Source organism: Paenibacillus sp. Y280 (assembly GCF_056786335.1).
Window position 1 is genome coordinate 117,993 of sequence record NZ_JBXCIW010000011.1, and the last position, 26,521, is coordinate 144,513.

Annotated in this window: 26 protein-coding genes and 1 pseudogene; 15 read left to right on the top strand and 12 right to left on the bottom strand. The window is 45.8% G+C overall.

All coding sequences use genetic code 11. The features are described from left to right. The first annotated feature begins 43 nt into the window (after positions 1 to 43). Positions 44 to 1,084, top strand: a complete 1,041-nt coding sequence (locus AC1TPC_RS15980) for a DUF1835 domain-containing protein (protein ID WP_482067817.1) — start codon at positions 44 to 46, stop codon at positions 1,082 to 1,084. A gap of 295 nt (positions 1,085 to 1,379) precedes the next feature. On the opposite strand, the gene AC1TPC_RS15985 is transcribed toward AC1TPC_RS15980, so the two are convergent. The 7 genes from AC1TPC_RS15985 to deoC all read right to left on the bottom strand — a co-directional run bounded on the left by AC1TPC_RS15985 (position 1,380) and on the right by deoC (position 7,384). Continuing rightward, a complete protein-coding gene (locus tag AC1TPC_RS15985; protein ID WP_482067818.1) occupies positions 1,380 to 1,718 on the bottom strand; it encodes a hypothetical protein in 339 nt (112 codons plus the stop codon). Positions 1,719 to 1,738: 20 nt separating this feature from the next. After that, the gene (locus tag AC1TPC_RS15990; protein WP_482067819.1) at positions 1,739 to 3,040 is read right to left on the bottom strand and encodes a pyrimidine-nucleoside phosphorylase; all 1,302 of its coding nucleotides are present in this window, start codon (positions 3,038 to 3,040) and stop codon (positions 1,739 to 1,741) included. 41 nt (positions 3,041 to 3,081) lie between these two features. Then, the gene (gene deoD, locus AC1TPC_RS15995; protein ID WP_482067820.1) at positions 3,082 to 3,789 is read right to left on the bottom strand and encodes a purine-nucleoside phosphorylase; all 708 of its coding nucleotides are present in this window, start codon (positions 3,787 to 3,789) and stop codon (positions 3,082 to 3,084) included. A gap of 21 nt (positions 3,790 to 3,810) precedes the next feature. Next, a complete protein-coding gene (gene deoB / locus AC1TPC_RS16000) occupies positions 3,811 to 4,992 on the bottom strand; it encodes a phosphopentomutase (RefSeq protein ID WP_482067821.1) in 1,182 nt (393 codons plus the stop codon). An 18-nt stretch (positions 4,993 to 5,010) separates the two neighbouring features. Then, positions 5,011 to 6,192 carry a NupC/NupG family nucleoside CNT transporter gene (locus AC1TPC_RS16005; protein WP_482067822.1) on the bottom strand — a complete coding sequence of 394 codons (1,182 nt, stop codon included), beginning with the start codon at positions 6,190 to 6,192 and terminating at the stop codon, positions 5,011 to 5,013. 76 nt (positions 6,193 to 6,268) lie between these two features. Further along, complete coding sequence (locus AC1TPC_RS16010; protein ID WP_482067823.1) at positions 6,269 to 6,664, bottom strand: cytidine deaminase; 396 nt, start codon at positions 6,662 to 6,664, stop codon at positions 6,269 to 6,271. Positions 6,665 to 6,715: 51 nt separating this feature from the next. Next, a complete protein-coding gene (gene deoC, locus AC1TPC_RS16015; RefSeq protein WP_482067824.1) occupies positions 6,716 to 7,384 on the bottom strand; it encodes a deoxyribose-phosphate aldolase in 669 nt (222 codons plus the stop codon). A gap of 193 nt (positions 7,385 to 7,577) precedes the next feature. Between deoC and AC1TPC_RS16020 the strand changes: the two genes are divergently transcribed. The 5 genes from AC1TPC_RS16020 to AC1TPC_RS16040 all read left to right on the top strand — a co-directional run bounded on the left by AC1TPC_RS16020 (position 7,578) and on the right by AC1TPC_RS16040 (position 11,058). After that, complete coding sequence (locus AC1TPC_RS16020) at positions 7,578 to 8,135, top strand: PadR family transcriptional regulator (protein WP_482067825.1); 558 nt, start codon at positions 7,578 to 7,580, stop codon at positions 8,133 to 8,135. Continuing rightward, entirely contained in the window at positions 8,132 to 8,983 is an 852-nt protein-coding gene (locus AC1TPC_RS16025; protein WP_482067826.1) for a CPBP family glutamic-type intramembrane protease, read from the top strand. The genes AC1TPC_RS16020 and AC1TPC_RS16025 overlap by 4 nt, the downstream gene beginning before the upstream one ends. 60 nt (positions 8,984 to 9,043) lie before the next feature. Then, the gene (locus AC1TPC_RS16030) at positions 9,044 to 9,898 is read left to right on the top strand and encodes an ankyrin repeat domain-containing protein (protein ID WP_482067827.1); all 855 of its coding nucleotides are present in this window, start codon (positions 9,044 to 9,046) and stop codon (positions 9,896 to 9,898) included. A 24-nt stretch (positions 9,899 to 9,922) separates the two neighbouring features. Continuing rightward, positions 9,923 to 10,309 carry an ankyrin repeat domain-containing protein gene (locus AC1TPC_RS16035; protein ID WP_482067828.1) on the top strand — a complete coding sequence of 129 codons (387 nt, stop codon included), beginning with the start codon at positions 9,923 to 9,925 and terminating at the stop codon, positions 10,307 to 10,309. Between the two features lie 242 nt (positions 10,310 to 10,551). After that, positions 10,552 to 11,058, top strand: coding sequence for a HEAT repeat domain-containing protein (locus AC1TPC_RS16040; protein ID WP_482067829.1), 507 nt, complete (start codon positions 10,552 to 10,554; stop codon positions 11,056 to 11,058). A 48-nt stretch (positions 11,059 to 11,106) separates the two neighbouring features. Here AC1TPC_RS16040 and AC1TPC_RS16045 read toward each other — a convergent pair whose 3' ends face one another. Further along, positions 11,107 to 11,781, bottom strand: a complete 675-nt coding sequence (locus tag AC1TPC_RS16045) for a DUF2306 domain-containing protein (RefSeq protein WP_482067830.1) — start codon at positions 11,779 to 11,781, stop codon at positions 11,107 to 11,109. A gap of 370 nt (positions 11,782 to 12,151) precedes the next feature. Further along, entirely contained in the window at positions 12,152 to 12,484 is a 333-nt protein-coding gene (locus tag AC1TPC_RS16050; protein WP_482067831.1) for a hypothetical protein, read from the bottom strand. Positions 12,485 to 12,777: 293 nt separating this feature from the next. Between AC1TPC_RS16050 and AC1TPC_RS16055 the strand changes: the two are divergent. Together AC1TPC_RS16055 and AC1TPC_RS16060 are read left to right on the top strand one after the other, a co-directional pair. Beyond that, a pseudogene (locus tag AC1TPC_RS16055) lies at positions 12,778 to 12,942 on the top strand (YciI family protein); the annotation flags it as partial. Positions 12,943 to 13,070: 128 nt separating this feature from the next. Further along, positions 13,071 to 13,412, top strand: coding sequence for a DUF1801 domain-containing protein (locus tag AC1TPC_RS16060; protein WP_482067832.1), 342 nt, complete (start codon positions 13,071 to 13,073; stop codon positions 13,410 to 13,412). Positions 13,413 to 13,627: 215 nt separating this feature from the next. Here the strand turns inward: AC1TPC_RS16060 and AC1TPC_RS16065 are convergent, their stop codons facing one another. Further along, positions 13,628 to 15,235, bottom strand: coding sequence for a glycoside hydrolase family 43 protein (locus tag AC1TPC_RS16065; RefSeq protein WP_482067833.1), 1,608 nt, complete (start codon positions 15,233 to 15,235; stop codon positions 13,628 to 13,630). 223 nt (positions 15,236 to 15,458) lie between these two features. Here AC1TPC_RS16065 and AC1TPC_RS16070 point away from each other — a divergent pair, with 223 nt between their 5' ends. Continuing rightward, complete coding sequence (locus tag AC1TPC_RS16070) at positions 15,459 to 16,343, top strand: helix-turn-helix domain-containing protein (protein ID WP_482067834.1); 885 nt, start codon at positions 15,459 to 15,461, stop codon at positions 16,341 to 16,343. Here the strand turns inward: AC1TPC_RS16070 and AC1TPC_RS16075 are convergent, their stop codons facing one another. Further along, entirely contained in the window at positions 16,344 to 17,528 is a 1,185-nt protein-coding gene (locus AC1TPC_RS16075; RefSeq protein ID WP_482067835.1) for a carboxylate--amine ligase, read from the bottom strand. Positions 17,529 to 17,856: 328 nt separating this feature from the next. Between AC1TPC_RS16075 and AC1TPC_RS16080 the strand changes: the two genes are divergently transcribed. The 6 genes from AC1TPC_RS16080 to AC1TPC_RS16105 all read left to right on the top strand — a co-directional run bounded on the left by AC1TPC_RS16080 (position 17,857) and on the right by AC1TPC_RS16105 (position 25,337). Beyond that, the gene (locus tag AC1TPC_RS16080) at positions 17,857 to 18,792 is read left to right on the top strand and encodes an ABC transporter permease (RefSeq protein ID WP_482067871.1); all 936 of its coding nucleotides are present in this window, start codon (positions 17,857 to 17,859) and stop codon (positions 18,790 to 18,792) included. Between the two features lie 80 nt (positions 18,793 to 18,872). Beyond that, the gene (locus tag AC1TPC_RS16085) at positions 18,873 to 19,697 is read left to right on the top strand and encodes a carbohydrate ABC transporter permease (protein ID WP_482067872.1); all 825 of its coding nucleotides are present in this window, start codon (positions 18,873 to 18,875) and stop codon (positions 19,695 to 19,697) included. A gap of 78 nt (positions 19,698 to 19,775) precedes the next feature. Continuing rightward, a complete protein-coding gene (locus tag AC1TPC_RS16090; RefSeq protein WP_482067836.1) occupies positions 19,776 to 21,443 on the top strand; it encodes a type 2 periplasmic-binding domain-containing protein in 1,668 nt (555 codons plus the stop codon). Between the two features lie 70 nt (positions 21,444 to 21,513). Continuing rightward, the gene (locus tag AC1TPC_RS16095) at positions 21,514 to 23,466 is read left to right on the top strand and encodes a cache domain-containing sensor histidine kinase (protein WP_482067837.1); all 1,953 of its coding nucleotides are present in this window, start codon (positions 21,514 to 21,516) and stop codon (positions 23,464 to 23,466) included. Further along, on the top strand, positions 23,441 to 25,039 hold the full coding sequence (locus AC1TPC_RS16100) for a response regulator transcription factor (protein WP_482067838.1): 1,599 nt from the start codon (positions 23,441 to 23,443) through the stop codon (positions 25,037 to 25,039). The genes AC1TPC_RS16095 and AC1TPC_RS16100 overlap by 26 nt, the downstream gene beginning before the upstream one ends. 97 nt (positions 25,040 to 25,136) lie before the next feature. Further along, complete coding sequence (locus tag AC1TPC_RS16105) at positions 25,137 to 25,337, top strand: hypothetical protein (RefSeq protein WP_482067839.1); 201 nt, start codon at positions 25,137 to 25,139, stop codon at positions 25,335 to 25,337. A 372-nt stretch (positions 25,338 to 25,709) separates the two neighbouring features. Here AC1TPC_RS16105 and AC1TPC_RS16110 read toward each other — a convergent pair whose 3' ends face one another. Beyond that, positions 25,710 to 25,889 carry a matrixin family metalloprotease gene (locus tag AC1TPC_RS16110; RefSeq protein WP_482067840.1) on the bottom strand — a complete coding sequence of 60 codons (180 nt, stop codon included), beginning with the start codon at positions 25,887 to 25,889 and terminating at the stop codon, positions 25,710 to 25,712. Positions 25,890 to 26,521: the final 632 nt, after the last annotated feature.

The window sequence follows — 26,521 nt, forward strand, 5'->3', positions numbered from 1 at the left end:
CTAACTGCTAAAGCGGATGACTCTGGAGAGAGAGGATATGCAGATGAAAATATTGGAATTGCGTCATGCGATCAACGGTTTATCGGAACGGGAAATCCAATCCATAATTATGCATATGATGCTCAAGATTGAGGCAGTGGAAAATGATCATAATCCAAAAGAGGATCTGTATGAGGATTTATTGGGGATGTATAAGGCTGTATTAACCCCAAATAAGCAGCAGCAATGGGAGCCTGACGAGAATTGCAAGCAAGTGCATATCGGGTTTGGTGATACTTTTGCTGCATGCTTGAAAATCGCGATCAAGAAGCTCGGGAGAGAGGATACCGATAAGGTAATCGCTTTTCGCGAATGTTACTCCATCGGACCTATATGGCAGTTGCACGAAGAGGAAGGACGAACGAAGCGACAGGAATGGTTCTTCGACCATATTAACAGTGGAGAGGATGGGGATGACTACGAGGAAGCTTATCAGAGCTTAATGCGGCAAATTTCGCTCATTCCGCCTCAGGCTGCTATAACGATATGGAGCAGCATGAATGCTCATGAGCAGGTAGGATTGCGTTATGCCGTTTACTTATTAAGGAACAGTGGGAACCCCTTATTAACCATTCCTGTATCGGATGTTTGCGATTACTTGTTTAACAACCAAGACCTGACGGTTGAGTATAAGCACTCTGGTGAAATAACGCCAGACAAGCTGCAGGCTGTCCTTAGTGAAGGCAGTGCTAGTGTACGATTGAACGGGGATTCAAGAAAGGTATTAGAGACCGAGTGGCTAGAGCTTGCTGAGCAGCCTGAGGTGCTTCGTATTTGCAAGGATGAGAAGGTTCTGTCTGTTGGCGAGGATTATTTTGACGCTTATTTGATGGAGACCGTTGAAAAACTGCATAGCGGAAAGGGTGATCGGGACTTTATCAAAGCAGCTCGCGTGATTGGCGAAGCGTTAGGCTACTGCGATCAATATGTGGGTGACGATTATTTTGAATACCGAATTCGGGAATTGATTTACAGCGGCCGCCTCAAAATCAAGGGAGTCCCTCGCGCTATGCGCTATTACAGCGTAAGAAGCAGCGTGGACTGAAATTAAATTTTTCACCAGCTAGTTGAGAGCCAAGGAGCTCCTGTCTCTCGCTCCTTAAACTTACTTTTCACATGCTTTTTCGCTTATTCCAGCATTTATTGTTCTGAGGTGGAGAGACTTTCGCTGCCCACAATCTCATGAAGCCAAGCAACCATAGACCTGAATAGAAAAATAGCGGTACAGGAATAGCCTCCTGTACCGCTATTTTCAATTCAAAGCGAGCTATCTTCTCAACGAGCATACTACTTTTGATACAGCGCCCTTCCGCCACCGTTCCAAAGGGGGACTTGCTATTTTAAAGCTTAGCCACAATAATGCCAGCCACAACCAAACCGAGGCCTACAAATGTTTTCCAGCTTGGCACTTCCGAGAAGAAGAAGAAGGAGACGACAAGCAAGGCTATAATATCAAGAAATTTGGAGCTGGAGACGACCAGCGTATTGCTGCCTAAATATTTATAGCCGTATTTGAAGCCGAGTCCAAGCAGTACATTCGCAAGAAATAAGATGGGGATCATATACGCTTGGAACTTCAAGGTTTCTCCTAATGAAGCGCCGATAAATTTCGTCTGAAAGGCGAACACACCGTTAATAAGAAGAAACCCCAAAAACAAAATGACAATCGCATAAAACATTTATTTATCTCCTTCTAAGCCTACTCCGTCACAATACCGTAGACGAGTACCGGAGGTGTTGCCTCGCTGCCAATGCGAATATTCTCGTAAATGAGGTTCAGCACATCATCCACATTTTCACGATTCGCATGAATGGTAACGAGTGATTCGCCCACTTTGACCGTATCGCCGATTTTCTTATTCAGCATGAGTCCCACAGCTAAATCAATTTCGGATTCCTTAGTTGCGCGTCCAGCTCCAAGGAGCATTGCCGCCGTGCCGATCTCATCTGCAACAATCTCAGTAACAACGCCATCTTCTTTGGCAGGCACTTCAATAAGGTATGCCGCCTGCGGCAGCTTCTCAGGGTGATCTACGACAGATGGGTCGCCGCCTTGGTTGGCAATAAAGGCTTTGAATTTATCGAGCGCTTTGCCATTGCGGATTACTTCCTTCAGCAGCTCTTCAGCTTCTTCAAGGGAGCTAGCTTTATTCGCCAGAAACACCATTTGACTGCCTAGCGCAAGACAAAGCTCCTCCAAATCCTTAGGACCTTTTCCTTGCAGCGTATCGATCGCTTCCTTCACTTCCAGCGCGTTGCCGATAGCAAAGCCGAGCGGCTGGCTCATATCCGAGATAACCGCCATCGTCTTGCGGCCGACGTTATTGCCGATGCTTACCATCGCATGTGCAAGCTCTTTGGCATCCTCTACGGTTTTCATAAACGCGCCAGCGCCAGTCTTGACGTCGAGCACAATAGCATCCGAGCCGGCAGCAATTTTCTTGCTCATAATCGAGCTGGCAATAAGCGGGATCGAGTTAACTGTTGCCGTAACATCGCGCAGGGCATATAGCTTCTTATCAGCTGGCGTTAGGTTGCCGGATTGGCCGATAACCGCAATTTTATCCTTATTCACCAATTGCACGAATTCATCTTTTTCGATCTCCACATGGAAGCCTGCGATGGCTTCCAGCTTATCGATTGTACCGCCCGTATGTCCAAGGCCGCGGCCTGACATTTTGGCAACCGGGATATCAAGCGCAGCTACAAGAGGGGCCAGCACCAGCGTAGTCGTATCGCCAACTCCGCCTGTGGAGTGCTTGTCTACCTTCACGCCTTCAATAGCTGACAGGTCGATCGTATCGCCGGAATTCACGATTGCCATCGTCAAATCAGCGCGCTCGCGCTCGGTCATATCCTTGAAGAAGATCGCCATAGCGAGGGCGCTGACTTGATAGTCCGGAATTTCATCCTTCGTATAACCGTCGATAATAAAGTTGATTTCCTCTGTCGTCAGCTCTTCACCATCACGTTTTTTTTCAATCAGATCAACCATTCTCATATGTTTCTCTCCTCACCTAATATCTATTTATAATTCCGTATTTATATAGAAATAACCGTTTCGAGAGCGACTTCCATCATATCGTTAAAGGTGCTTTGGCGCTCTGCAGACGTGGTCTCTTCACCAGTCAGCAGGTGATCGCTCACCGTTAAAATCGTTAAAGCGTTGACGCCATATTTAGCAGCCAGCGTATAAAGTGCAGTTGTTTCCATTTCCACGCCTAGGACGCCGTGGTCCATCAGCTTTTGCACAATCGCTTTGTCGTCCCGATAGAAGGAATCAGAGCAGAAAATATTTCCGACATGCAGTTTTAGCCCCTTAGCGGTACCACGCTCGTAAGCTGCCTTTAGCAAAGAGAAGCTGCCAATCGGCGAGAAATCGTAGCCGCCAAACACGTGGCGGTTGACGCTGGAATCTGTACAAGCTGCTTGTGCCAAAATAACTTCACGAACATGCACGCTTTCCTGCATAGCGCCGCAAGTGCCTACGCGCACCAAGTTTTTTACGCCATAATCGCGGATCAGTTCGTTGACATAAATACTGATGGAAGGGACGCCCATGCCCGTTCCCTGCACGGAAATGCGCTGGCCTTTGTAAGTACCTGTAAAGCCCAGCATGCCTCTGACCTCGTTATAGCAGATGACATCCTCCAAATACGTTTCAGCGATATACTTCGCTCTCAGCGGATCTCCCGGCAATAAAATCGTTTCTGCAATTTGGCCTTGCTCGGCTGCAATATGAATGCTCATTGTCATTCTCCTTCAACTTTGTTATTTTAATGCTGCTAAAAAGCTAGTGCCGTGCGCGGGCTTCGCGACTCCGAAATTTTCTGCTATAGTCGCCCCGATATCCGCAAAGGTCTCCCTTACTGGAAGGGCGTGCCCGCCTTGCTCAAAACGAGGAGAGTATACCAATAATGGCACATATTCGCGAGTGTGATCGGTACCGTGATAGGTCGGGTCATTGCCATGATCCGCCGTAATAATAAGCAGATCCTGATCGGTCAGCTTGGCGAACACCTCTGGCAAACGAGCGTCATATTCCTCTAAGGCTTGTCCGTACCCTTTAGGATCGCGGCGATGTCCGTATAACGCATCAAAGTCGACGAGGTTCAAGAAGCTAATGCCGGTAAACGGTTCATCAAGAACGGCAATAAGCTGATCCATGCCGTCTGCATTGGATACGGTGCGAATGGCCTTGGTTACGCCTTCTCCATCATATATATCGGAAATTTTTCCGAGAGCGATGACGTCAAAGCTGGCATTTTTTAGCTCATTCATCACAGTAGAACCAAATGGCTTCAAGGCGTAGTCATGACGATTGGATGTCCGTTTAAAATGACCTGGCTCACCAACAAAGGGACGAGCGATAATTCTCCCCAGCATGTACGGATCCTCCAAGGTGATTTCTCGGCAAAACTCGCAGATCTCATACAGCTCCTTCAATGGTACCACATTCTCGTGAGCAGCGATTTGCAAAACGGAATCCGCAGACGTGTAGACGATCAATGCGCCTGTCCGCATATGCTCTTCGCCAAGCTCGTCTATAATTTCCGTGCCGCTGGCTGGTTTGTTGCCAATTACCTTGCGGCCTGTTTTGGCTTCAATCCTAGCGATTAATTCAGGCGGAAATCCGTCTTCGAATACGCGGAACGGTACCGCAATATGAAGCCCCATGATCTCCCAGTGCCCCGTCATCGTATCTTTGCCGTTCGACGCCTCTTGCATCTTCGTATAATAGGCAAGCGGCTTGTCCGCAACCGGAACCCCTTTGACTTCCTTGATGTTGGATAATCCGAGGACGCCCATATGAGGCATCTTCAAACCTCCAAGTTCATTCGCAATATGGCCTAGCGTATCAACATCGAAGTCACCGAACTTTGCCGCATCAGGCGATTCGCCAATTCCTACCGAGTCCATAACAATGAGATGAATCCTTTTAAAAGTATGCATACGTATTGACTCCTTTCGTTATTTAATAAACAGTCCTGCTATGATGGCAGACAAGACGCTAACCAAAGTAGCCCCGTACAGCAATTTCAAGCCGAAGCGAGCAACCACGTTGCCTTGTTTTTCATGAAGCCCTTTTACAGCGCCGGCGATAATGCCGATCGATGAGAAGTTAGCGAATGACACAAGGAATACGGATACGATACCGACAGCGCGCGCAGATAGATTAGGATATTTCGCAAGCTCCAGCATAGCTACGAACTCGTTGGATACCATTTTCGTCGCCATAATGCTTCCTGCATCGACGGCGTCCTTCCATGGAACACCCATAATGAAAGCGAATGGAGCAAAAATATAACCCAGTATGGCCTGGAACGAAATGCCGAAGATTCCGCTGAAAAGTCCGTTAACCAGCGCGATCAGCGCGATAAAACCAATCAGCATCGCTGCGACGATGATAGCGACCTTGAAGCCGTCTAAAATATATTCGCCGAGCACTTCGAAAAACGTTTGTTTTTCTTCTTCCTGCACCTGTAAAATATCGTCCTCGGCTTCAACCTTATACGGATTGAGAATGGAGGCAATGATAAATCCGCCAAACAAATTAAGGACAAGCGCCGTAACGACATATTTAGGATCGAGTATGGTCATGTAAGAGCCGACAATCGACATCGATACCGTGGACATCGCCGAGGCGCATAACGTGTACAGCCGTTGCTTCGGCAGCAAGCCGATCTGCTTTTTGACTGAAATGAATACCTCGGATTGTCCCAAAATAGCAGAAGCTACCGCATTATAGGATTCCAATTTGCCCATCCCGTTTATTTTGCTCAAGACAAGACCGATATATTTGATGATAAACGGCAGCACCTTGATATATTGTAAAATACCGATAAGAGCTGAAATAAACACGATCGGCAGCAGCGCGGTAAAGAAGAACGAGAATTGTCCGTCGTTCAGAAGGCCGCCAAATACAAAATTGATTCCCTCTTGGGCAAAGCCTAGCAATTTCTCGAACATGCCGGAGAAGCCTTTAATTAAAACTTCGCCAATAACAGTATTTAATAACGCAAAGGCCAAAATCACTTGCAGGACCACCATAATGAGTAATGGTTTATACCGGATGTTCTTCTTATTGTTGCTGGCAACATACGAAAGACCAAGAACAACAAGCAAGCCCAATATTGCGATTAAATATTTCATTGTTCATTCTCCTAGTAAGTTAGTCTAGTACCTGATGCAATGCAATTCTATAAAGCGCTTTCAACTAAACTGCCTCTTACTTTTCCATATCTTTCGCTTGAAAAGCACCTGGAAGGAGCTGTGACATGGTCCATTCTTCGGTATTGCCATGGAGATTCGTTAAGTAGATTTTCGTATTCTCATCACAAAATTCCGCTAATACCTGCCGACATGCGCCGCACGGTGAGATAGGACCTTCCGTATCGGCTACGACAGCGATGGCCTCAATAATGCGATCGCCTTCCGATACCGCTTTGAAAATAGCTGTCCGCTCTGCGCAATTCGTTAACCCATACGAGGCGTTCTCGATGTTGCAGCCCTTGTAAATGCGTTTGCTGCTTGTCAGCAAAGCCGCGCCAACAGCAAAATGCGAGTAGGGAATATGAGCATGCTTGCGCGCATCAATAGCTTCTTGAATCAATTGCTCCTTCATCTTTTTTCCCTTCTGGAAAGCTGCTCCGGCAAGGAGCAGCACCATTTATTTTTAGTAAGAAGAGGTCGATTGCTCGCCTTCCATAATCTTTACGCCTGAGCTGGCGCCAATTCTGGATGCGCCTGCAGCGATCATTTTTTCCATATCGGCAAGATTGCGAATGCCTCCGGAAGCTTTAACACCTAGCTTGTCCCCAACCGTTTTGCGCATAAGCGCAACATCCTCAGCTGTTGCTCCGCCAGTGGAGAAGCCTGTTGAAGTTTTTACGAAATCTGCTCCGGCTTGAGCTGAGAGCTGGCAAGCGCGAACCTTCTCATCATCCGTAAGAAGCGACGCTTCGATGATTACTTTCACAAGCGCCTTGCCTGCTGCAGCTTCAACAACCGCTTGGATATCTTTTTCGACTAATTGATCATTGCCATCCTTTAAAGCACCTATGTTAATGACCATATCAACCTCAGTTGCTCCGTTTGCAATGGCATTCGCAGCTTCAAAAGCTTTAGTCTCAGTAGTTGACGCTCCAAGTGGAAATCCGATTACGGTACAAACCTTAACCGTGCTGCCTGCCAGCTGTTCAGCTGAATAAGCAACCCAGGTTGGGTTGACGCAAACGGAAGCAAAACTATATTTTTTCGCTTCTTCCGTTAATTTTGTAATCTCAGCCTTTGTTGCATCTGCGCGCAAAAGCGTATGATCTATCATTCCGGACAAATTTAACATAGCCAGTTCACCTTCCCCTTATACGATCCTTAAATGCATCATTATAATAGCACTAGTTTGAACATATGTAAACAAGTTGGTGAACATATGTTCAACAGGTTTGTTAGCAATTGTTGACAGAATAAAATAAAGGCATTATGATCAGATTGTATATGTCTAGTAGACATATCTATTAGAAACAAAGGCGGTAATCATGATGCAGGATAAAATCATTTTGGGTTTGCTGATGGACGGCGATAAGTCATCTTACGATTTGAAGAAAAGCATGGAATCAAGCACAGGGTTCTTTTACAACACCAGTCAAGGCAGCATACAACCGGCTTTGAAGAAGCTCATTCAGAATGGGCATATCCAGGTAACTGAGGTACGCATAGGTGCAAGAAGCAAGAAGGTTTACTCCACAACGGAAGCGGGGGAAAAGGAGTTTTTGAGCTGGGCTGGCGAATCGATTGCGTTAGACAAACCCCGAGATCCCGCGCTCGTCAAAATGTTTTTCTTCAACTATGTCGAGAGCGCAAGAAAACTCGAGCTCGTCGAACAATACTTGCGTGAAATCGAGAATGTCGGAAATGCCATGAAGATGTTCCAGCAAATGAACGAGGAGCAGATCGCGAAAAAAAGTGACCTTCTAAATAATCCGAAGGTGAGAAGCAGACTGGATACGTTGGAATTCGGAAGCGATTATTATGCTTTCTTGAAGGACTGGTACGGGAAGTACTTGCAGAAAATCAAAGAGGAGCTGAGTCCATGATAGGAAAGCAAAACAAGTCGCTAATTAACGTAATCATTTTTTCAATCGTTGCGCTTAGCTGTGGATGGATCGGACGCCTTGTGGATCTGCAAATCGGATCAGATGAGAACGGCAGTCGCGGGCAGTTGATTTGGATTGTGTCGCCCCTATTGGCTGTTGTAATTATGCGCAGCTTGATGGGAGACGGGTGGAAGGATTTTGGCATCAATCCTCGCTTCAAAGGAAATATGCTGCTATATATGTTCAGTATGCTGTTTTTCCCCTTGCTGGCAGTGGTCGTTGTCGGTATAAGCTTGCTGCTGGGATGGATGGAGATGCCCCTGTCGTCTTCTCCTTATATGGCGGCATTCGGGATGGCTATTATTCCGAGCTTCATCAAAAATATGTTCGAGGAATTTGCCTGGAGGGGCTATATGGCTCCGAAGCTGTTCACGCTTGGTTATAACCGCTTTCTCGTTCATATAGCCGTTGGGTTGGTTTGGGGGGCGTGGCATTTTCCATATTTATTTCTGTTCATAGATACCACGGAGAGTATGATCACCTATATCCCGCGCATGATGGTCGGTGTGATCGCTATGGCGATTCTATATGGCGAGATTTTATTAATGACCAAGAGCGTATGGCCGGCTGTTGTTATGCACACGATGGGAAATGCTTTTATTGATACGCTGATTTTGAAAAAATTCGTTTTGGTGCATGAACAATTTGAATTTTTAGCTATGCCCAGCCCAGACGGCATCCTCGCCATTGCTTTGACGGGACTTGCGGGCTTATGGATATATAAGATTAGAAAAAGGAATATAACAACGAATCCAAGTAGAAAAAAAGGTGTGGAAATATTTAGGTAAATCAGTTATTGTAATATTGTAATAAAAATTACAATAACAACAACGGGAGAACACACACTTATGTCTAACAAGAAACAGAGCGTTGTTATATCCATCCGGTTAGATGATATTACTTTGAAGGCAATAGACGTGCTTGTTGATTCTGGACTTGAGTCGAACCGTTCAAGGGCAGTCACGCATTTGATAAACGTAGGCATACAAGCATCCGAGGAGCTGCTCCAAAAGGCCAAGTTGCTTGCAGATAACGTTCAGCAATTGCGAAATGAAATGATTGATGCGGTAAAGCTTAACAATCTAGACAAGGTGGCAGAGCTGATAAACAAGGATTCAACCCTTGTTAATGCAAGCAACGCTAGCGGAGAAACGGCTGTATTGATGGCTGCCTATTACCGCTCGAAAGAGATCAAAGAATTGCTTCTGAATAATGGCGCAGAGCTCACTATTTTTGAGGCGGCAGCAGTTGGCAATACGCAGCGTATAAACGACTTGTTGGCAGAGTCGCCTGAATGGCTCGAAAGCTACAGCAGCGATGGCTTTACTCCATTAGGGTTAGCTGCACATTTTGGCAACGAGGAAACGGTGAATTTTCTGCTCGACAAGGGTGCGGATATAGACGCCAGAAGCAAGGATGGGAACCTGAACAATATGGCCATTCATGCAGCTATAGCCGGGAATTTCGAGCATATCGTAAAGCTGTTGATCCAACATGGCGCCGATGTGAACGTGAAGTGTGAAGGGAAGTGGCGATTAGGCTTTACTCCACTTCATGTAGCGGGACATTTTGGCCGAGTGACGATGATCAATATGCTGTTGCTGGCAGGAGCAGATCGATTCGCTGCCAATGATGCGGGAGAAACGCCCTACGAATTAGCTAAGTCAAAGGGGCATCAAGCGTCTGCTGCTCTCTTGCAATAAAAAACAGTCAAAGGAGAAATTTCAATGGAAAACAAACAAGCCCTCCAGCCTGAATTAGTAAGAGATTTTGTCGGCAATGCACATGGTGACCTGGAACGTGTTAAGGAACTGCTCAAACAAGAGCCAGGTCTTGTGAATGCAGCATGGGATTGGGGCGGCGGGGATTGGGAAACCGCTATCGGTGCGGCCGCTCATATGGGAAGAAGAGACATCGCTCTGTTTCTTATCGAAAATGGGGCGCGTATCGATTTATTTGCGGCGGCGATGCTCGGGAAGGTTGATATTGTCCGTGCTATGCTTGCTGACAACCCTGATCTTGTAAATGCTAAGGGTGCTCACGGGATTCCGCTCGTCGTACACGCTCAGCAGGGCGGGGAAGAGGCGGCGCAAGTTCTTGAATGGCTTAAATGAGTTGTCATGATATTGGGTTACACATTCGAAAAGGCCATCCCTTGCCGATAACAATGGCGCGGGTGGCCTTTTTTGCATTTATGGCAACTCGATATATCAAACCGTACAAGTCGCTATTCGCCACTGCGATGCATGCCTATTTTTGTTTATTGAAAAGAATTTCGAGTGATAAAAAGGATTATATGGAAAAATGTAGTATAGTTTATTAGGAGCAATTATCTCAGGGTAAGGGGGAAAAACTAATGTCTGATTTAAAGCCGATTGATGCTAATATCGCTAAGCTTGGGAGTTCAAGTACGCAAGAAGCGTTCACTGCCATTCATGCTTTGAAAAAACAAGGAGCTCACGTGATTCCAGCATTAATCGATCGACTGCATGTGTCTGATGACTCTGTACGTACGATGATAGTCGTTGTGCTTGGTGAATTTGGCTCAGCTGCGGCTGATTCGGCTTCTGAGGTTGCGGCTCTACTGATGGAAGACAATGAGAAGCTAAGAATGGCCTCTGCTTTGACTTTAACTAGAATCGGCAATCAAAGTGTCCCTCATCTGCTGCAAATACTAGCTACAGAAAATAATAAAGCGTGTTTTTGGGCGGCGTGGGCGATGTCTTTCCTTGATCCTGCGCAGATTACTGAACAAATAATGGAGAAATTAAAGCATGCACGGGAGCAGCCAGATAGCCCAATTGAGGTTTTTGCGGCCGAGGAGGCATTAGGGAAAATATTAGCTAATCGGCTTCAAAACTAAAATGGAAATGCCTTGCGAAGCAACTTCGCAAGGCATTTCTTACAGCTTCTATAGCTTAGCCTGCCGAGCCTGTGGAATACGGTTTCTAGGCTTCTTTCTATTGAAGATAAGTTCTACGAACAACAGATTGGGTACCCAGCAGATCCAAGCGATAACGGCGAAAGTATCATTTGCATCGGTTAGTCCAAACAATACTGCAGCAAGTGGAGTATAAATGCGGAGAGTGATTGCCGCGCAGGAGAGCGCATAATTTCTTACCATCCAACGGCCATGTTCGATTGGATCTTGATCAACGATGATGCTTTTTAGACTGCGGAATAAGGTGTATAACCAAGCAACGGAAAGCGCGCCGAAGCCAATTTTTGCGATCCAGCCGCCTTCTGCGTAATAAGCGAGGTATAGGCCGGTAATTCCCCCAATAACGATCATTAACGAATAAATATAGCCGATCAAGCGGTGAATGTTCGGTGATCTGTGGCGAAGTCGCTTAACAAGCTGAATCCAGCCGATAGCGAGACCTAATCCGGCAGAGATGGCATGCGCCCATAGGACGGTGAACCACAAATCAGGCAGGCTTCCTTTTTCCGTCACGAATGGCTGCTCTTTGATGCCTTCAGGCGATCCGTACAGCAGAAAGGCGTATGCCCCAATTCCTAAAGCCAAAAAAGCTAATATAGCTAATGCCCATGAACGACCACGACCTGCTTTTCCTCGTGCTTTCATTATTCAACCTCCACGATATATGTCATTTATTACTAAATGTAATTTACCATTCAAGAGATCGACTCTCAACTGACCTCCGGCGGAGCAACTCCTCCGTCTGAGGGCGGATTAACGACAGGCTGATGGCTGAATGAGAAATGGTTTAGGCGCTAGCTAAAGCCTCGGGCAGCTCGCGCTCATAGTTTTTTTTGTTAGAGGAAAATAAAGTGATAGACTGAAAAATAAAATATTAGACTAGAAAAAATATTTAAGCTAAATAAGCTGGCACCGATAGAGTATCGGCGCCAGCTTGCAGCATAGGGCTTTTTTCATTATCTACAAAATGGGGTCTTGAACAAAACATGACTCACAGTTTCTTATTAAAGCACTTTTATTTTTTATTATTATTTAAGAGCTTATCGCTTATTTGCCAAATTCCAATAAAAAGGAATAACATACTTGCCGCCCATGTTAGACCAATAATTCCAATATACAAAGAGTTCTCCTCTGACAGCATAGTTCCTAATTCTCTATCCTGCGCAAATAATGTTAGTCCAAGTATTAATGCTCCAGTTTGAAAGATGGTGGAAATGATTATCCATACAAAAGCTTTAGTTTTATAAATAATTGACATTCTTATTAAAACAATTGCGCTTAAGAGAATAATGATCGTAATGCAAGAGATAAAAAATGTCCATGTTCCCTGTTCTAATTCTAAATGCATGAAGCCACCCCAATCCGTGATATAGGTAAATGATAGTGGATGTCTACTATCTAATTAGTAAACAGCTGCAGCATGTTTTCCATTTTTTATTGTATCACAGGAATTAACCTGGTAAATGACGAAAGAATACTGAACTGCGAGAGTTGTTAAACTTGGCTCAACTACTATAAATCTTTTTCAACGGGATATGTCGATTTCTAGTTGTGCGATTCGTCGTTCATGTAGGAGCGAGATTAACGGTTGGATGAGAACGAATAATCGAGTCTCCATAATGAATCAGGAGGGAAACAAATATGCGATTTATGATGATTGTTAAGGGTACAAAGGATTCCGAGGCGGGTGTAATGCCTAGTCAGGAGCTTCTCGAAGCGATGCTGCGGTACAACGAAGAATTGGCTAAGGCCGGCGTCCTGCTCGCAGCCGATGGGCTGCATGCCAGCTCGAATGGCATACGGGTAAAAAGTTAAATTATTTTTTCCCGATCTGTCGATTTTGTCATTGCTCGTTCGTCGTATGTATAGAGTCTGGAATTTTACAAAAGCACTAGAAATCGATACCTAGAACTTATCGAAGAGGAGAAGAAAACATGAACCAAGAAGTAACGGATTTTATCGAAGCGGTCAAAGTGCCTTGGCAAGGGGAGATGTGTTCCCGCCTGCGCGAGGTTGTCCACGGAGCGATTCCGGACGTTCAGGAGCGTATCCAATACAAGAAGCCTCATTTTTTGAAAAATGGAAAATACGCCGCAGTCATTTCAACGTCGAAGGACGCAGTAAGCTTTACGATCTTTAACGCGAGCGAGCTAACGCTGCCGGAAGGGCTGTTCGATGGTCCTCCGGAAAGAAAAACAATTAAGCTGCGCGAAGGGAACACGGTTGATTCCGAGCAGCTTTCCTCTCTGGTAAGCCAAGCGTCTTCAACTTTATAAGCTTAAACGGCTGCTGTAATAAGCAACTGAATGCTGATTTTGCACATAGTTAACGGCGCGACGCTTTATGATCGGCATTTTTCGATTCTGATCGCACAAAGAACCTCCAAACACTTATTTCAAGTGCTGTCGGAGGTTTTTTCTTATTCGTAAACGGCAAAAGAAGAAAGCCCTCCGGAGCGTCGAATCTTCCCCGGGTGGACTTTCTTCTTTCATTAATGGCTTTCGTAGATGAAGTAATCGAAGTCTGCATGGTTGCTGCGGCCGGAGGTATCTTGGCACTGCATGCCGACAAATGCGCCTGTAAAGAAGCCGCCGCCTTTAATGTAATCATCCGAGAGCTTGTAGGACTCGAAGTTTACAGGAAGGCGGGTCCAACTCTTGCCATCAAGCGAATACGAGTAATAGTACAGCGTATTCTCCGTATCTACACGCAGATAGACATAATCAGCATCCTCTCGAAGGGCAATTTCATTGCCTCGAAGAGGCTCCGAGAACGAGAAATTATCGCAGGCGACAAGCTGCAAAATTCTGCCTTTCTCTTCATTCCACGAAATTTGGCATGATGTCCAGTTTTGTGTGTTGTAGTAATTGACTAGCCCGGCAGATTGCTGAAAGGTTGTCGGATGGAAAGCAACCTTCGTCTCTGCCGTAAAGTTAAAATGCTGCCAGCGCCTTGCGATAAACGCTTGCGTGAATTTGGAGGTCAGCGATTCTTTGCCGTACAGACGCAGATGACCGGGATTGTCTTGCAGTGATACGATCTGCTTGCCGAGCTGGATGCGCAGGCTTTGGAAATGCGGATTAAGCGTGTCGCTGTCAAAATCATCCTTCACCGGATAATCAGGCTCCCATTTCACCTCTGGCATGCTTGGCCCTTCAATAACGAGCGAAGGCGAATTGCCGCCGACGACGTATGGCCATTCATCACGCCATTCGACCCGCTGAATGGCGGTTTCCCTGCCAAGCGGGCAGTAGCCGCGCGGATCAAGCAGAGGCGCGCCTTCTATAGCAAGCGGCCGTCCAACCAAATGCACCAAGAACCACTCATCGGTATGCGTCTGTACGATAGAAGCATGACCGGCTTTCTGAAGCGGGATGCGCGGTGCATGGAAGGATGTGAGCAATGGATTTTCGGGATGAACCTCATAGGGGCCGCGCAGCTGCTTGGACCTTGCGATCGTGGCCTGATGCTCATATTTGGTCCCGCCCTCAGCCGTTAACAAGTAATAGTATTCACCGATCTTGTACAGGTGAGGCGCTTCCGTTAGTCTAACATCCGTTCCTTTAAAAATAATTTCCGGCTTGCCAATCAGCTTCTGCTCGCTGGCGCTGTATTCTTGCAGCAGAATGCCGTTGAAGTTATGATGTCCGGCCCGATGATCCCACATCATGTTTACAAAATATTTTTTGCCGTCCTCGTCATGGAACAAGGAAGGGTCAAAGCCGGAGCTGTTCACATGGATCGGTTCCGACCATTCGCCATCAATCGTGTCGCAGGTGACCAGATAGTTGTGGCAGTCCTTCCATTGTCCTTCGGTCACTTTCACATCGGTGTAGATAAGCCAAAATTTATTGTCGCTGTAAGATAGCGCAGGTGCCCAGATACCGCCGGAATCCGGATTGCCCATCATGTTCAGCTGGCTGAGCCTGTTTAGAGGCCTTGCGGCGAGCCTCCAGTTCTTCAAGTCCTTGGAATGGTAAATCCCAACGCCGGGAAACCATTCGAAAGTCGAGACCGCAATATAGTAGTCTTCGCCTGCACGGCAAATACACGGATCGGGATTAAAGCCTGTTAAAATCGGATTTTGAATGTCAGTCATATGTTTTCTCCTTTGCGAATGTGATCGAAGGCCGAGTCAATAGTGCAGCAGCTGCAGTGAGGCAATTACCCATCTTTGCAGTCTTCTTCGTTGCTAGATGTACGCTATAATACCAATAGGATAGCAATGATATTAGATCGTTCCCATATCCATAGCAGGTTAAAATTTACCCAAATCAATCATTTTATAAAACCATGCAAATGACGAAGGAGGCTGTTTGTTTATGTCGACAACATTTGAATCTGTCCGCAAGGAATTTATGCTTCCCGATATCGATTCCACCTTCCGTGTTTTTGCTGCGCATTGGCGAACCGTTGACCCTGAATGGAAGTATCCGCTGCATAAGCATCCGCTCTTTGAGGTGAATCTCGTATTGTCAGGCGTACAGGAGATGACGGTTAACGGAGTGTCCTATCGGCAAAATTCGGGTGATCTTATGCTGCTGGGTCCGGGGGACCACCATGAAAGCAAAGTGATCGGCGACGAGGAGATGACTTATTACTGCTTGCATTTCGACGTGGATGAACGAACCTTCCGCGAGCTTCTTATCCGCAATAGCCGCTGCTTCCATGAATCGGATAGTGAGCTGGCTGTTTCTATCAAGCCTGCACTGGATAAAATCATGGCGTTAACTTCGAAAGAGGCAGCAGATCGGGTTGAATCTCGTATGAGTATTTTGTCCGCTCTGTTTGAGCTGTTCGCCGGCTTAAGCGGTACGCTGTCCGAGCTAAACAGGGATGCAGCTGGAGCCCGCAAGTCAGCGGTTGCTTCGCAGATTGCGCTTAAGCTGGAGCAAGCGGTAGAAAGAGAGGCAAACGGGGGAGATAAGGACAGCGGGATGGACACCATCCAATCCATTGCGGCAGCGGTAGGTTACAGCATGTCGTCGGTCAATCGGATGTTTACCCATGTCTATGGGATGTCTCCGCGGCAATATTTATCCACTTTAATATTGAAAAAAGCCAAGCTGCTGCTGATGGACCCGGACGCGAGCGTCGAATCGATATCGGCAAAGCTTGGCTATCATAATATGGCTCACTTCAGCAGGCAGTTCAAGCGCTGGACCGGGGAGTCGCCGAGCAGCTTCCGCGGCCGGTTTCATGATTGACTATCGCCGGGCGAGCTTCTTTATTATTTTCTTCCCAATGATAGATGAGAAGTAGAAGGCGGGAACAGGGTCGCTTATGCTCCAAATCGCAGGCGCTTTTCTGGTGAAATAGGTTTTTACGATCTGCATGATGCCTAGCTGCCCCGCCTTCACATAATCACGGGAGGAGATAAGATCCTCAAACAAAAAGCAAAAAGCGATGCCTCTGTCATCTCTAACGGCATAGCTTCCAATCGGCGTCCCCGTAAGCTCCTTGTAAGCGATCAATGGAAAATCTACCCCGCATTTTCGGAGAAGAGGATCTAGAGTAGTCGTTCTGGCATTGATTTCGAGCAAGTAGTACTTCCCCGTCTCCGCATCCTTCTTAAATTCAATTTCTGCGAAGCCTTTGTAGCCAATCGACTCTAGGAAGGGAGCACCAATATGATAAAGCTCCTCTACGTATTTTTGCTTCGTGAAGGAAGAAGCGCCAAAGTTGATCGGGAACTGCCTTAGCTTTTGGCAGGTGAGCCAGTGGGTTACATTGGAGCTCTGATCCAAATAAGCGTCAAACGTATAGACATGGTCGTCGAAGCCGGGAATAATCCGCTGCACAATAACGTCCATCTTGGACTGTGCCGACTTCTCGAGCGCAATCCTCATTTCATCCAGGTTGTTGCATGTAAATATTTTAGCGCGGAACAAGGATACAAACGAAGGGGAATCCGTTGGCTTCACGATACATGGAAATCCGATTTCGGATACGACGCGTTCCTCGAACCGCTCCTCGGTTGGACTAATCGATTCTGGTACTAATACACCGTGCTTCGTTGCGAGCGTATGAAGATATTCTTTATCCATGATGCTGCTCCAGAAACCTTGCTCGGTCATGTTGATATGGAAGTAGCGTTTGAGCTCGTCGAGATAGGCATCTATAAATTCCACATAGGGGTCGACACTTGGGAACAGGACGGGCTTCACTTCCTGCTGTTTGCCATAGTTGATTAAATAGTGCAAAAGCTCTTCCTTCTGCTTCTTATAATGAGGGACTATTAATTGTTCGTTTAAATATTTAGACTGAGCGCCGTATGTATTTTCTTTGGAATGATCCATGGCGACGGTATAGATGCCATTCGATCCTAGGCCTCTTATAATGCTAAGTCCTGTATAGAAGTTAGAACCTAGTATGACCGCTTTATTTTTCACGAAGGAACACTCGCTTCCATTAATAGATTGGATATTAAATAGCGATTAGCTGAATCCTCTAAATATTAGAAAATATATCATGATTTTTCCTTATTATCAAAGAAGCATTCGGATAAATGCAGCTCCTCTTTTTTTGTCCGCAAAAATGACAGCATCAGCCAAAAACCGAAAAATGGTCACCTGAATACGAAATCTAAAGCCTTACGGCAGGAGGGACAACGATCTACAATTAATCTATAAGGTTTGCAAGGGCTTACATCAGACTTTCAACAGCATGGGGGTTATTATTTTGAAGACACAGCTAAGTTCGGCACCAGCTTCCGCTTCCCTGCTTGCTGCAGACGCAAAAGCAGCGAGAAGCAAATGGTTCAAGAAGCTGTACAGCCAAAGGCATATCCAGATTATGGCGCTGCTCGGCGTAGTTTGGATGATTATATTCAACTATGTTCCAATGTACGGCGTTATTATCGCTTTTAAAGAATTCAATATTGTGAAATCCATTAGTGAAGCGCCTTGGGTAGGCTTCGCTCATTTCAAGGAATTTTTCCAGGATGAGAGCTTCGTCAACGTGATGAGGAATACACTCGGGATCAGCCTTATTAAGCTGGCTATCGGCTTTCCTTTACCTATTATCTTCGCCTTGTTCCTTAACGAGGTCCGCTCTATCGGGTTCAAAAAGGCGATTCAGACCATTTCCTACTTGCCTCACTTCTTGTCATGGGTCATTCTCGGCGGCATCCTGACAACGTGGCTTGCGGATGTAGGCGTCATCAACAATGTGCTGCTTGCGCTTAATCTCATTAAAGAGCCGATCTCGTATTTGGCAGAGCCTGGCTACTTCTGGAGCATCATTATTACTTCGGATATTTGGAAAGAGCTCGGCTGGTCCGCGATTATCTATCTTGCGGCTATCGCGAGCGTATCGCCGGAGTTGTACGAAGCAGCAACGATTGATGGAGCGGGACGCTTTCAGAAAATGTGGTATGTCACGCTGCCAAGCATCAAATCGACGATCTCCATCCTCTTCATTCTTGCAGTAAGCGGCGTGCTTAACTCCAATTTCGACCAGATTCTCGTGCTGAGAAACTCGCTGAATGAGAGTGCGAGCAACGTAATCGATATTTATGTTTATCAGACCGGCATGCAGCAAGGACGCTATTCCTATTCGACAGCGGTCGGATTGTTCAAGGCAGTCATCGCACTTATTCTCTTGCTGATTGCTAACCGTGTCACGAAAAAAATGAACGATACATCACTTTTCTAAAAAGGAGGAGTCCAGCCGTGTTTAGTATTAAACGTAAAACAAAGGGAGAAGCTTTCTTCGACCTCTTCAATAACTTTGGCATGCTTCTCATTTGCTTCGCGACGTTATATCCGATTTGGTATGTGCTGGTCAACGCCCTAAACGAGGGGCAAGACGGCATGCGCGGAGGGATCTACTGGTGGCCGCGGATTTTCAGCTTCGAGAGCTTCGACGCGGTTTTCCAAAGCACCGGCATTATGACGGCGATGGGCATTACGGTTGCAAAAACGGTGCTTGGAACGCTAATTCACGTGTTTTTTACAGCTATGGTTGCCTTTGCTTTCTCTCGTAAAGGTCTCATTGGCGGCAAAATATATATTCTCTTCGGCACCGTTACTTTGTTTTTCGGCGGCGGCCTAATCCCAACCTATCTGCTTATGAGAGACCTGCATTTGCTCGATAATTTCATGGTCTATATCATCCCGGCGATGTTCAGCTTCTTCGATCTCATCATCTTCATGACCTTCTTCCGGGATATTCCGGATGGACTTGAGGAAGCAGCCAAAATTGACGGTGCGAATGATTGGTCGATTTTTGTAAGAATTATTCTTCCGGTGTCCATGCCGGTTATCGCTACGATTGCGCTGTTCCACGGCGTATACCAATGGAATGATTATTTTGCCGGCGTCATCTATATGAACAATATGGACCTGCAGCCGGTTCAGACGTATTTGTACCGGGTTGTCGCTCAGTCCAGCTCTAACCAGATGCTTGCTGCTATTCCTGGAGGAATTGGCAAATCGGTTACAACGCAATCCATCAAGCTGGCTACGATGGTCGTTACAACGCTCCCGATCGTGATCGCTTATCCGTTCCTGCAGAAGTATTTTGTCAAAGGGATGATGATTGGCTCGATCAAAGGTTAACCAACGGCAAAAACTTCCGTCCTTTAACGGGCAGAGGATTGCATATATAATCATTCATACAGTGAAGGGGAAGACAAAATGAACAAGAAGCCTAAGCTCAAAAATTTATTGATGCTGATGATCGCAACGGTTCTAGTCTTAACAACGGCTTGCTCATCAGGCGGCAACAAAAATGCGAATAAAGAAGAGGGCACGGGTGCTCCTGCTGAAGAAGTGAAGCTTACGCAAGACGATAAGGGCTGGGAAGTGGATAAAAGCCCGATTACGTTTGACTGGTATATTAACTTTTCTTGGTTCCCTAACAAATGGGGCGTAGACGCTACATCGAAATATATTACGGAGAAAACAGGCGTTAATGTAAACTTTATCGTTCCTGCCGGCAACGAAGCGGAGAAGATGAATACGATGATCGCATCGGGCAGCCTGCCTGACTTTATTACGCTGGGCTGGTATGAAGAAGCGGTTAAGAAAATGCTCGAAGGCGATCTGGTCCTGCCATTGAATGAGCTTGCTGACCAATATGATCCTTACTTCTACAAAGTAACGGACCCGGCCAAGCTTTCGTGGTACAAGCAGGAAGACGGCAATGTTTACGGCTATCCCAACTCGTCCTCATCCCCTAAGGATTATGAGAAATTCGGAGATAACATTACGTCAACACAAACGTTCCTAGTGCGCAAAGATATGTACGAAGCGCTTGGAAGCCCGGATATGCGCACGCCGGAAGGCTTCTTGAAGGCGCTTGAGGCTGCGAAGGAAAAGTATCCTGACGTTAACGGCCAACCGCTTATTCCGCTGGGCATGTATGATTTTAACGATACGGGCAATGCGTCGCTGCAGCATTATATTCAAAATTTCCTAGCTATTCCGTACGATAAAGATGGTCAGCTTTATGATCGCAATACAGATCCTGAATATGTGAAATGGCTCAAAACGATGCGCCAAGCGAACGAGAATGGTTTGTTAGCGAAAGATATCTTCATCGACAAGCGCCCGCAAATGGAAGAAAAAATCGCGCAAGGCCGTTACTTCGCGATGCTGTATTCCAGATCTGACCTAGCTAACCAACAAAATGCGCTATTTGCAAGTGACCCGAACTCGATCTACATCGCGGTTGACGGTCCTGCAAATGCGAATTTGGATCAACCGACACTGGCTGGACCATCGATTTCGGGTTGGACGGTTACATTGATCTCCAAAAACGTGAAGGACAAGGCGCGTGCGATTCGTTTCCTGGACTATTTGATCTCTGAAGAAGGCCAGCATGATACGTTCTTCGGCAAACAAGGCGAAACTTGGGACAATATCGATGGCAAGGATCAGTTTTTGCCGGATGTGCTTAATCTGTTGAATACGGATCGCGGCGCTTTCGATAAGCAATATGGAGCATCCCATACGTTCTGGATGATGATGGACACGAACCTTACGCCGGTATGGTCCCCTCCTGCAGTTGAGCCGTTCAAGCAATTGGAAGACTGGACACGCGGCAAAGCGAAGAGCTTGTCTGAGTTCGACCAGCTTAATCCTACAGGCACATCAGAGGAAGGCATTATGAATACGAAAATCGATCAAGAGTTCGGTAAAGTGCTTCCGAGGCTAGTGCTTGCGAAATCCGATGCTGAATTCGATAAGATTTGGAATGACTATCTAGCTAAACGCGAGTCTCTCGGCTTCAGCAAGGTACTGGCTTACAAGCAAAAGCAATACGAGATAAACATTGCGAAATTGGCTGAAGCGACTAAGTAACATCAAACGAAAGGTACTCCAGAACCGGAAACGGGCTGGAGTGCTTTTTGTTGCATAAGGAATAATTACAGTGAATGATATACGGAGCGGAAGTGAGAAAATAATGGGCAGGATATCCCGTTCGCGGTCATACCTTCAATCGGTTACACATTGGCTGGGGCGCAGATCGATGCAAAGCCGCCTTGTAGCCGCTTATATCATCATTCTATTGATACCAAGCATCGTTGTATCGAATTATCTTTTTGGCCAGATCAGGGATAGTTATACGAATGATACGATTAAACAGGGTCAATACTTGCTGGAAATGGAAAAAGTGAATATTTTGAATCAGATTGAAGCGATGGAACTGGCTGCCCAGCTCACGATATCGGAATCTGAAATTTTAGAATATATATCGACTAAGGAAGAGCCGCCCATTGAAGAGCTGCTTGATTTGTACCGGGGCCCCCTTACCGATATGATCAATATTCAAACGAACAATCCGAATATTGCCCATCTCCGTTTATACGCAAACAATGAGCATATATCGGAAATTTGGCCGATTATTTTTCAAGAGCGCCGGATTCAAAGCGAGCCTTGGTTCGCTGGACTGGATCAATTGGATGGCAGGGAGCTGTGGATGTTCAAGGACAATGATCCCGATATTTTGCGTCGATATGTGACCGATGTGAATAACCAAATGCCGAAGGTGTCGCTCGTACGCGTCATACATGCCGGGAGCAAGCGCATTGGGATTATACAGGTGGAAATGCTGCTGAAGCAGTTTTCGCCCAAAGCTTTTGCCAATATTAAGGATGAGGGCTCACAAATGATGCTTGCTGACAGCAGCGGCGCTATCTTTCTGGATGACAATCAACTGTTTGCAGGCCGCAATCCGGAGCTTCGCCAAGCGATCGAGAATGAATTTGCTGGAATGAATGAGCAAGGAATCAACGAGAAGCGTTTTGTCGTGAATAAGCATCCTTACCTGCTCGTCTCAACGCCTATCGAGCAAGCTGATGCTCATATCCTAAATGTCGTGTCCTTGCAAACTGCACATGAGCGCGTATCTACGGCAGAGAAGCAGATCATAGCTGCAAATCTTATATTGATTGGACTGCTGTCTATTATTACGTATATATTGAATTCCTTTATTCTCAAAAACCTGAGACGCCTGACAGAGGCGATGAAGAAGGTTAGAAAAGGGGAAGTGCCAACCGGGCTGCCGCTCGGGGGAGGCGGAGAAATAGGGGAGCTTGCCCATCATTTCAACAAAATGATTCATACCATTAATGAATTGATTGCACAGGGCGTGAAGAAGCAAGCGCTGACGAAAGAGGCGGAGCTGCGTACGCTGCACAGCCAGATCGACTCTCATTTTTTGTACAATACGCTGGAGAACATTAAGATGCTGGCAGAGATGGAGAACCAGCGGACGATATCCGATTCACTCACCTCGCTCGGCGGGATGATGCGCTACAATTTCAAATGGTCAGGTGAATATGTCAGTCTGCGGGATGAGATTCGTCATATTCAGAATTACATTGCCGTTATGAACATTCGGTTCGACGAGCCGATCCAGCTCGAGCTGCACATTCCTCCAAAGCTGATGGAGATCGAGGTGCTCAAGATGTCGCTGCAGCCGATCATCGAAAATGCGGTTAAGCATGCATGGCTTGGGGTGGAAGAGAGCAAGAGCACCATCTTAATTGATGTCACCGAGAATGAGAAGGCAGAAATTATTATTACGCTCAAGGACAATGGGATGGGTATTCAAGCGGAGCGCCTAGAGAGATTAAATGAAATGATTCATGCTGAAAATAGTACCAATGCTTCCTCTGGCGCAGAGTTTGGAAGCGGAAAGCAAGCGTTCGGGATTGGCCTGCGCAATGTTCACCAGCGTATTCGGCTTTATTATGGCAAGCTATATGGATTACATGTGTACAGCAGCGAAGGGCAATTCACAGAGGTAGTTATTACTTTTCCGAAGGTGCTGTTAATGGGAGGGGGGTCCGGCAATGAGGAAGCTATTAATCGTAGATGACGAGAAAAATATCCGATTAGGGCTCAAAACCATGATTGAACGAGAATTTCCGGAACAATATGCTATTCGGACAGCAATCCATGGAGATGACGCTCTAACGCAATATGATAGTGAACGGGCGGATATCGTTATAACTGATATTCGCATGCCGATAGTGGACGGTATTGAACTGATTAAGCGGCTTACATTAGAGGAAGGGCCGGAGCAGAAGCCGATCTTTATTATTCTTAGCGGCTATGATGACTTTGCCTATGCGAAAGCGGCTATCAAATATCAGGTAAAAGACTATCTGCTCAAGCCTATACGCCGAGACGAGCTGTTTGAAGCGCTGCTTAAAAGCGAGAGTACGCTGCAGGTGCAAGCTGAATTAGCACAGCGAGTAGCGGTAAGCGATACGTATCGTGAAGAGCTGAGAATTAACTTGCTTAAGGAGTGGTTTCGGCAAGAGAAGCTTACTACAGGCAGCCACAGCTTAAGTGATCTGGCGTTCAAAATCGGCTTCGAGCAAATTTCGTCCCCGTTTACTGTCGCTGTATTGAACTATAAATCAGAGAGCGGCGACTCGATGAACAAGGATGAGTTTAAGCTGCTCGTTGAGCGGATGCTTCAGCCGATCAATGGCGTTCTGGATGTTTCTTTTTTGGATAGCGAGAGCAAGCTTGTTCTGATCGGAAGTCCGGCCTGGCAGTTCGAGGAATTGTTTCGGCAGGCAGGCGGAAGGGAGCTGGACGGGCTGCGCATGGGTGTAAGTAGCGAGGGGAACCGGATTGAGGATTTGTTCCATTGCTACAAGCAGGCATCGGAAGCGCTTCAGTCTTCGTTCTTGTATTCGAATTGCCGCATGCTGCGGTATGAGGATATTCGAGAGAAGCGACGGGATTTCAAGCTGCCTGACGAGGAGATTCGCAAGCTGGGGAATATGCTGGGTACTGACCGGGAACGGGAGGTTCAAGAGCTGCTGAAGCTGATCTTCCGTACGGAGGAAATACCTGACGTCGACATCCATTACTTAAAGCTAGTTGGAAAACGGATGAACGAGCAGGTGCTGGACGAGGTATTCCGTATTTATGGCGAGGAATCGATCGAGGTGCTGAAGCTGTATCGCAAAGTAGGCAGCATGGATAACTTCCGGAGCTTTCATGATTACTACCGAAGCTTGGAGCTATTGCTGTTAAGCGTAAATGATTATATCCGAGGCATTCGTTCTGCTTATAGCGAGCATTCAGAGATTAAGTCAGCTGTTGCCTATATGGAAGAAAATTATTACAAGCCGCTCAATATGGCTGTCGTAAGCAATTATGTTGGCTTGAATTACTCCTATTTTAGCGAAGCGTTCAAAGCCCATACAGGAGAGAGCTTCGTATTATTTCTAAAAAAAGTGCGTATTCGCAAAGGCAAGGAGCTGCTGCTCGAAGGGAATCAGAAGCTGCAGGAGATCGGAAGCACCGTCGGCTTTGAGAACAGCAAGCAGTTTTCACGCGTGTTCAAGGAGCTGGAAGGCATCTCGCCACAGGAATATCGGATTAAGGTCAGATCGGATGCCGGTCAAGGCCAAGTGAGCAATAGAGAATGAATGCAAGAGGAGCCTTTGGGTTCCTCTTTTATTTTTAATGTTAGGTTTGGGCTCATTTAGGGTACTAATAGTTATAAGCGAAGGGAGCTGTTGAACCATGTTATTTGATGATGCTTTACCGGAAGACATCCTTGAGGTTAATCCTAATCATGAACCGGAAATTGTTCCGCCGGCATCGCCGGAGATTAAGCCTGAGCAGCCTGTCCCGGAAGTTATTCCGCAGACGCCGCCAGAGATTAAACCAGACGTCATCCCTGAAGTCAAACCGGACATTCCCCCTGAGGTTCCGCCGAAGTAATGATGTACAACAAGGATAAAAGAGAATTTTCACGACAAAATTTTACCGGGTATAAAATATCCAATTTGTGTATGTAAGGGGTATTGCTTAGTCGTAAATTGGCATTGATACAAATATTCCCAGGGTGAACAAATGTACAAAAACCTATATTTTGTGAAATAAAAAAGGATCCGCATGTTCGGATCCTTTAATTTTGCCTATTATGAATATCCCAAATCTTCATCAAGCTATCACTAATTTAGTCTGTGACTATTTCTACAATATCGTTATTGGCTTTTTCTTTAATGGAATTACTGTTCGAACATCCGATCATAAGAAAACAAAGAATCAGAGCGGTAACAATATATATTTTCCTCATAATTTTTTCTCCTTTTAATAAAGATCATTTACTCCATTAATATCATCCGTCTGAGGAACATACCAACCGTTTGCATGACGTTGATCTTGATCTCTCATGACAGAAGCCACTCCGGTCGAAGCATGAGCAAGTCCTAACGCATGACCGATTTCATGAATATAGACTGCTTTTCTTTGATGACAATTCCTTCTCATAAAATTTAACGCTCTCCTGTTGCTTACGCCGGTGCGCCCGTCTTCTAAGCGAGGCCCTATTGTATTTTCGCCCAATAGAAGTCATTAATCCTAGTCATTCGCATGCAGGATTATATACCTAGTTAATTATTGATATAAAGAAAGGCTTAACGCTTGATTCGTCATGCATGTCATGTTTATGTTCGATATTCCATGTGCAAATAGCTAAGCATGTTAATGAATAGAAAAGGAACCGTTTAAGCAAAAAAAATAATAATTTTATAGAATTGATTTGTTTATTGATAATTAGTGATAGTTCATTGAAAAGATTGATTGTGAAGACACTATAACGAAACGAAAGCTGCATAAAATAATTTAAAATAGTTTGTTTATGTAATATTATTACATAAACAAACTGAATTATTAATAGGATTAATTCCACATAAATACTTGACATAATGTAAATTTAACATTAATATATGGAGAAAATAAGGAACGTTAACCAAATATAAGTAAATAAATGTCTATATGACTACTGCTTTAGTAGTAGATATTTCTTTATATCGTTCCGAAGACATGGTTCTATTCGCGTGTAATTATCTGAATATTAAGAGAATTGAGACTTTAGCATGATTGCGCTGTTAGGAGGATTT